This window comes from Nostoc sp., from assembly GCF_035638895.1.
GTDB lineage: Bacteria > Cyanobacteriota > Cyanobacteriia > Cyanobacteriales > Nostocaceae > Nostoc.
In genome coordinates, this window is record NZ_DASQZC010000102.1 from 1 (window position 1) to 6,754 (window position 6,754).

Annotated in this window: 3 protein-coding genes, 1 tRNA gene and 2 pseudogenes; 2 read left to right on the top strand and 4 right to left on the bottom strand. The window is 44.0% G+C overall.

All coding sequences use genetic code 11. The annotated features are described in order from the left end of the window. Window positions 1-161: 161 nt before the first annotated feature. Window positions 162-234 (bottom strand) — tRNA-Val (locus tag VE944_RS04725). 113 nt (window positions 235-347) lie between these two features. Between VE944_RS04725 and VE944_RS04730 the strand changes: the two genes are divergently transcribed. Beyond that, entirely contained in the window at window positions 348-968 is a 621-nt protein-coding gene (locus VE944_RS04730) for a metal-binding protein (RefSeq protein ID WP_324973020.1), read from the top strand. A 3-nt stretch (window positions 969-971) separates the two neighbouring features. Then, window positions 972-1,799 carry a nucleoside triphosphate pyrophosphohydrolase gene (gene mazG / locus VE944_RS04735; RefSeq protein ID WP_324973023.1) on the top strand — a complete coding sequence of 276 codons (828 nt, stop codon included), beginning with the start codon at window positions 972-974 and terminating at the stop codon, window positions 1,797-1,799. A 58-nt stretch (window positions 1,800-1,857) separates the two neighbouring features. On the opposite strand, the pseudogene VE944_RS34080 reads toward mazG, so the two are convergent. The 3 genes and pseudogenes from VE944_RS34080 to VE944_RS04755 form a co-directional block, all read right to left on the bottom strand. After that, window positions 1,858-2,434, bottom strand: a pseudogene (locus VE944_RS34080) (ISAzo13-like element transposase-related protein); the annotation flags it as partial. A gap of 104 nt (window positions 2,435-2,538) precedes the next feature. Continuing rightward, the gene (locus tag VE944_RS04750; protein ID WP_324973029.1) at window positions 2,539-5,124 is read right to left on the bottom strand and encodes a CHAT domain-containing protein; all 2,586 of its coding nucleotides are present in this window, start codon (window positions 5,122-5,124) and stop codon (window positions 2,539-2,541) included. A gap of 54 nt (window positions 5,125-5,178) precedes the next feature. Further along, window positions 5,179-6,754: pseudogene (locus tag VE944_RS04755) on the bottom strand (S-layer family protein); the annotation flags it as partial.

Sequence of the window (6,754 nt, forward strand, 5' to 3'; positions counted from 1 at the left end):
TGATTATCTCAACCGTCAATTTCATGTGCTAATCTTGCGCTAAAATTATTCCGTGCTTGCGGATAATTTCAGGTGATTTAGCATAATAATATTACCGTAAATCACGACGGCAAGATTATGCTTCCAATCAAAAAGCCGCCACATGGCGGCTTTTGATTTAATGGGCAGTACCAGACTCGAACTGATGACATCCTGCTTGTAAGGCAGGCGCTCTACCAACTGAGCTAACCGCCCGTTTGACTAATCCTTAACTAATATAGCAAAACATTTCGCATTGCGCTAGTAGTTTCAAGAAAATCTTTTTTTCTCTTATACTGACTCAGTATTCAGTTAACTCAGGATTTAGGATGCCCTCTGGTCGGACGCACGATCGCATTACTATGTATGCTCTGCCGTTTGTGGCGGGCGTTACTTTCTGGCAAAGTCGCAGTAGTAATGCGACTTTGTTAGTTGCAGGCGGGTTTCTCTTTGGTGGGCTGATGTTTGGCCCCGATTTGGATATTTACTCTGTGCAATTTCAACGCTGGGGTTTCTTGCGCTGGATTTGGCTACCTTATCAAAAAAGTCTGCGGCATCGTTCTTTTTTATCCCACGGGCCGATTATTGGCACGATTTTGCGAATACTTTATCTGGGGTGTTTGCTTGCTATTGTGGCAATTTTCGTTTTGGCAGTTGCCGAAAGGTTATGGAATCTAAGCTTTACTTGGCAAGATTTGGGACAAACTTTGGGGCGATCGCTCGTGCAATACGATACTGAATATATCGCCCTGTTTTTGGGTTTAGAAGTCGGTGCAATGAGTCATTCTCTTAGCGATTGGGGCGGTTCAGCATACAAGCGCTTTCAAAAACAGGGCATTCGTGGGTTGCTTCCTAGTGGCAAAATTAAGAAGCGGAAAGTTACAACTCGCGGTAGTCGTCGAGCTACAGTTAGCAGAAAGAGCAACGGAAGAACGACAAAGGACAAATGACAAATGACAAATGACAATGTTGATACTTTGGCGGCATTGCAGGAGTTAATTGAGGTGGTAGCAAAATTGCGATCGCCTAATGGTGGTTGTCCTTGGGATTTGGCTCAAACTCCTGAAACCCTCACCCCTTATGTGATTGAGGAAGCTTATGAGGTGGTGGATGCAATTAAGAGTGGGGATAAAGATGCGATCGCAGAAGAGTTAGGCGATTTATTATTACAAGTGGTACTCCAAGCCCAAATCGCTAGCGAATCTGGGCAATTTTCTCTCAAAGAAATAACTCAGGGGATTTCCCAAAAATTGATTCGCCGCCATCCCCATGTGTTTGGTGATGTGTCGGTGGCAAGTGTGGATGAGGTGCGGCAAAATTGGGAACAGATTAAAGCGGAGGAGAAAGGCGAAGCATCTCCAGAGGCGCAAAAACTTAGTGCGAAACTTGCTCGTTATGGACGCACTCTTCCCCCACTAACGGCGGCGATGAAGATTTCCCAAAAAGCTGCGGCGATCGGATTTGAATGGGAAAATATTCAGGGTGTCTGGGATAAGTTTCATGAAGAGTTAGGGGAGTTTCAACAAGCTTTAGCTGAAGAAACACCAGAACGGCAAGAAGCAGAATTAGGCGATTTACTGTTTGCGGTGATTCAGTTAGCCCGTTGGCATAATCTTGACCCCAGTGCTGCTTTGCAAGGCACAAATCAGCGCTTTGTCCAGCGATTAGAAAAAATGGAGGCAGTTGTTGATCGCCCCCTTTCTGATTACAGTTTGGATGAGTTAGAAAAGTTATGGCAACAGGCAAAAGCTCAAATTGCTAAAGAGGGGAGTGGGGAGTAGGGGAGGCAGGGGGAGAAAAAAAGCTTAAGAGAACTCCACAAAAAAGATGATCCAATAGCTATGCTGGTTTAGCAAAAATTTCCACAAACCATTTTTTGAGATTGGGGAGGCGGTTAATCTGTGTTTCAATTTCTTCCATAGCTGAAGTTGTGAGTTTAACTCCTGTGGAGTAAACTTTTTCTACCAATGTGACAACTGGATTTTTACCCTTGAATGTGAGAGTTTGGGCAAAATTCAGTACGGTAAGCTGTTACGTATATAACTTGCATTATCAGGGCGGGCAGGATGCCCACCCCACAATCATCTTGAAAAAATATTAGTGCAAATTAAAGGCGCAACAGCTTATCAACGGTGTCAAGTAAACTACCATTCCAATGCTGTTCTAACCAACCTCATCTTCGTTCTATCGGGTTGTATTTGCTATGAAAGGGCGGATAATAAGCCAGTTGTAATGTCAGTTGAGTGGCGAAAGCAAAATCTACAATCCGCTTCATAAACTGAGTGCGACGAGAATTATTTTCCGGTCTATTATCCTGATTTATTACCAGTTTTTGAATGTGAGGGAAACGGTGTTTGACAATTTACCACCAGCTTTCAAGTAAGTCAACAATACAATCAGCAGTTAATATTGATGCGATCGCATTGTCAGCCGATACAATTGCATCTGCGTAAGTAAATGGACAAAAAGTTAACTCCAACTCCTAGCCTGAATCCCACCACATGAAGTGGCGAGAGTAACTCAAAGCCAATTACCCAAAAGAACATAGGGGGCCCAAAACCTGGGACGTTTGTATTTGGGATTTTGCAAAAGAGCTAGCTGGGCGTGACGGAGTACTTCAGCTTTAGTCAGGTTTTTGTTGCCTAACTCTTGGTAAAATTGACTCATTAACACAGCAGTAGACTCATCATCCAAGTTCCACAAAGAAGCGATCGTACTGCGTGCTCCTGCCTGAAAAGCGACACCAGCAATTCCTAGTGCAGCTTGTTCGTCCCCGGCTGCTGTTTGACAGGCACTAAGAATGAGCAATTCAATCGCTTCGGGTCTATTTTGCTCTAGCGTTCGCACTAACTCATTTAACTTTTTCACATAAATACGCTCATCCCAAGCGACAATAAATGTCTCCTCAGCCTTAGAGCTAAACTGACCATGAGTTGCAAGATGAACGATAGGGAAAGATAGAGAATTAATCCGGTTTTGCAAAGCTTTGCTGGTAAATTCTTGATTCAGAAGGATGCTGCTAGGGACTTGAGAGCGGATTTGTTCTAATTCAAGTTTGACGTTGGGTAGTGCAGAAAATCCCGAACTTGCTTCACTCAATCCTGCGGCTATTGCCTTGAATTCCTTCTGTGATGTTTTGGGTTCAATCAGTTGCAAACTGGGGGTAAGTGCAATGTTATACTTCTCAACTAGATACTGTTTGCCATCGTAGAGAGCTGCCATCGGAATATTTCGCAACCAACCATCCAGCACAAACACTAAAGTAGGAGTGTTACTTTCAGCTAAGGCAGCTTCAGCAGGTTGAATCAGCCATTTATAAACCTTCTGGGATAAAGATTGAACCTGTCGCAGGGTGTGTGGTTTGGGTAGATTTTCCTGTAGTTGCTTTAAAGTAGTTTCCACTTCTTCTTTAACTACAGGGGTACTGTAATGCAACCAACGCTGTTGAGGCAACTGGAGGATGACTTCTAATCGGTCTGGCAAAATAAATGGATAAATAATTGCTGCTTTTGGATCTTTTTTTGGATTAACGATTTGAGCATTCAAACAGTTGTTGCGAAAGAAGTTTTCTAGTTCTGCTATTTGGAGTAATTCGATTGTATTGCTGGCTTTTACGAGATTTTCTGAGCTAACTTGATTACCCTGAGATTGCAAAAGTAAATCAACCAACTGTCGATAAACTGGTTCAACTTCCTCTCGAAAGGAAAATTTCACCACAGAATTGACAGCAACTAAATCACTGCGAAGGGCTTGGAGGTCATTAACTGCTTCTGTGTAAGCTGCTACTGCTGCTTTTGTATCTCCCTTAGCTTTAAGCAAACGTCCCAGTTGCCATTGCCATTGATAGCCAATGTCTTTAGCATCGATAGCTTGAGCGATGAGCAAGGCTTGTTGGGTGAGGTTTTGGGCATCAGACAACTGTTGAGTTTGTTCGTAAACTTGACCTAAAACACCAAGAGCATAGGATTGTGTGCGTTTATCTTGCAAACTTTTTGCTTGCTCAATGGCAGTTGCCAGTAATTGGGCAATGTCTAACGATGAGGGAGTGTCTGCGGCGGTTTTTTTTCGGAATTGCATTAGACTTTGAGCAAAGTTAATGCGGGCAGAAATTGCTGTCCGACTAACGGGTAAGTCTTTAAGCTGAGTTTTAATTTCAGAGGACAATGTTTGGAAAGCTGACAATTGCTCAGTTTTCAACAGTAGTCTGAGTTGATTGGCTTGAGCTTGAATGCGTGTAGTGGGTGAGGTTGCAGTTTTGATAGTTTGTTGATAATATTTTATCGCTGTTTGCGTGTCTTGCTGAACACGGGCTGTATTACCCAGACTGAGGAAAATATCAGCGATCGCTTCCTTATTTGGCAACGATGAAGCTATTTCTAAACTTTGCTGCAATATCTGCCGAGATGTTTCTAAATCACCTGTGACTTGCACGACATTGCCGAGACTATGCAGGGCTGCGACTTTAACAGGTGAGTTGGGTTGACTTTGGAGAATCTGGGTACTTTCTTTTAACGTCTTCTCGGCTTGACGATAAAATCCTAAAGTTTGCAAAGCTTGCGCTTGGTTAATGCGATTTTGAAGAACCGCCCTCTCATTGCCGATTTTGGCATAAATATCAAGTGATACTCGCCAAGTATCTAGGGCATCTTCAGCTTTGCTTTGAGCCAATTGCAGGCGACCTTTGATATCTAAGACTTGGGCTAGAATTTGCGAGGAGTCTTTGCTATCTATATTTTTAGCAGCTTGTAATAAGTTGAGACTTTGAGCGATCGCACCTTCTGCCTCTGACCACTGTCCCAATTGCTGATAAGCTAATGAGAGATTACCGAGTGCGATCGCAAGCCTTTGTTCATCCCCATTGGCTTTGAATGCAGAGATAGCCTGTTGCCAAGAAGTAGCAGCTTCAGCAAACCGTTCAGCTTCATAAAATTTACTGCCCTCTTCCACCAACTTTTGGGCATCGGGCAAGCTTTGAACAATTGAGTTTTCCACAGTTACATGTGCGAAAGTAGGGGGCAATAACCCCGCCCCTAAGAACATAGCCAAAAGCAGCAGTACACTTAAAAAGCGTTTGATTTTCCGTAATCTAGATTTTTTTCTTGCCATGTTTTTGCCCCCATTCGCACCGCGTTTTTACTAAAAATAGACAGTGTAAATTGCTCAACCTTCCTGGTGTTGATTAACCACACGGCAATCAGCTGTCCTCTGCCAGGAAGAATGAGGCGTGACAGTCGGTGCAGAGTTAGTGAGAATTACATCGCCATTAGCAGCAATTACCCAACCAGTAGCTTCTACTATGCGAGTTGGTGTTGGGTTAATGGGATTTGTATAAACTGCTGGAGTATTACCTACTTCTGGGTTGAGAGTCACCAAATCTACCTGCACTGCGTCAGCGTTGAGAGCTTCACCTGGATTAGGTGGTAAGCCACCGCGTCCAGTGATTGTAAAACTGCTCTTAGCTACATTGCTACCTGCGGTACAGGTCTGTGCAACTTGGGTATCAACTGGTACGGCTGGTAAATTGACTAAGCCACTGTTAGGGTCAATATCCGGTGTATTAAGTTCTACAGTACCGTTTACACCAAATTCTGAACTGGCGTTGATCTCACTTCTCGGAGTCAGGCGATCGCGGTAATCTAGCCCATAGATACCTTCAGTAGTGATGTTGATATTACCTCCGCGACCTTGAAAGGCATTGGCAATAATATCACTGTTTTCGCTAGGGACAGCGACGATAAAACCATCTTTGGCATTGATTGTGATGTTGCCGCCATTTGCGTCATTGAGAGCTGCGGCGGATATTAGACTGCGATCGCGCATTAGTAATAAATCTAAATTCGAGAGCGTTATGTTTCCGCCGATTCCTGCTGCTGTAAAAGCTTTGAGTTCTCCTTGGTTTTCCAGACGAATAAAGTTAGCTTTGATGTCTAGGTTGCCTGCATTTCCTCTTCCTTCACTGCTTACAGATACTTCAGCGTCATTGGTAAGTGAGAGTGAGTTCGCTGTGATCTGAACATTACCCCCCTGCCCCTCTGCTTTTTGCAGCAGCACAGCAGAGATAATAGCATCATCAGTTAGGGAGAGCGACTCTGTAACGATCTGGATATTACCTCCCTGCCCTTTGGCATCATTTAGCACTCGGCTATAGGCACCGCTGGGAAATTCATCTTCACCCTTCCCAGCAAAGTAAATATCGCGTGCATTAATGATCACATTACCTGCATTTCCTACTCCGTCTGTACTAGCACTTAGGTAAGCACCATTGGTGGCTGAGAGCGACTCTGTAACGATCTGGATATTACCTCCCTGCCCCTGTCCTGACCCTTCTATCCGACTCTGAACTTTACTAGAGAGGAAACGCTGTTCCAACTCTCCCCCATCAAGGGAAATCCTGTCGCGGGCATTAATGGTCACATTACCTGCATTTCCCTTTCCATAAGTGCTGGTAAATAATTCAGCACCATTAGTGACAAAAAGTGACCCTGTCGTGATATTGATGCCGCCACTATTACCTGTGGCTCTATTGTTCACTTGGTTGAATACTTTACTCCCATCAAAGGAGGCGATATCGCGGGCATTGATATTGATAGTGCCGCCATTCCCCTGTCCAAAGGTGCTAGTCGCTAGGACAGCCCCATTTCTTAGAAAGAGTGACCCAGTGGTGATATTGATGCCGCCACTGTTACCTTCGGCTTTATTTACTATCACTTCGCTCAATGCCGCACTTTGATCCAAA

Coding starts and splice junctions, on each gene's coding strand:
- VE944_RS04730 (WP_324973020.1), top strand. CDS start 348: ATGCCCTCTGGTCGGACGCACGATCGCATTACTATGTATGCTCTGCCG.
- mazG (WP_324973023.1), top strand. CDS start 972: ATGACAAATGACAATGTTGATACTTTGGCGGCATTGCAGGAGTTAATT.
- VE944_RS04750 (WP_324973029.1), bottom strand. CDS start 5,124: ATGGCAAGAAAAAAATCTAGATTACGGAAAATCAAACGCTTTTTAAGT.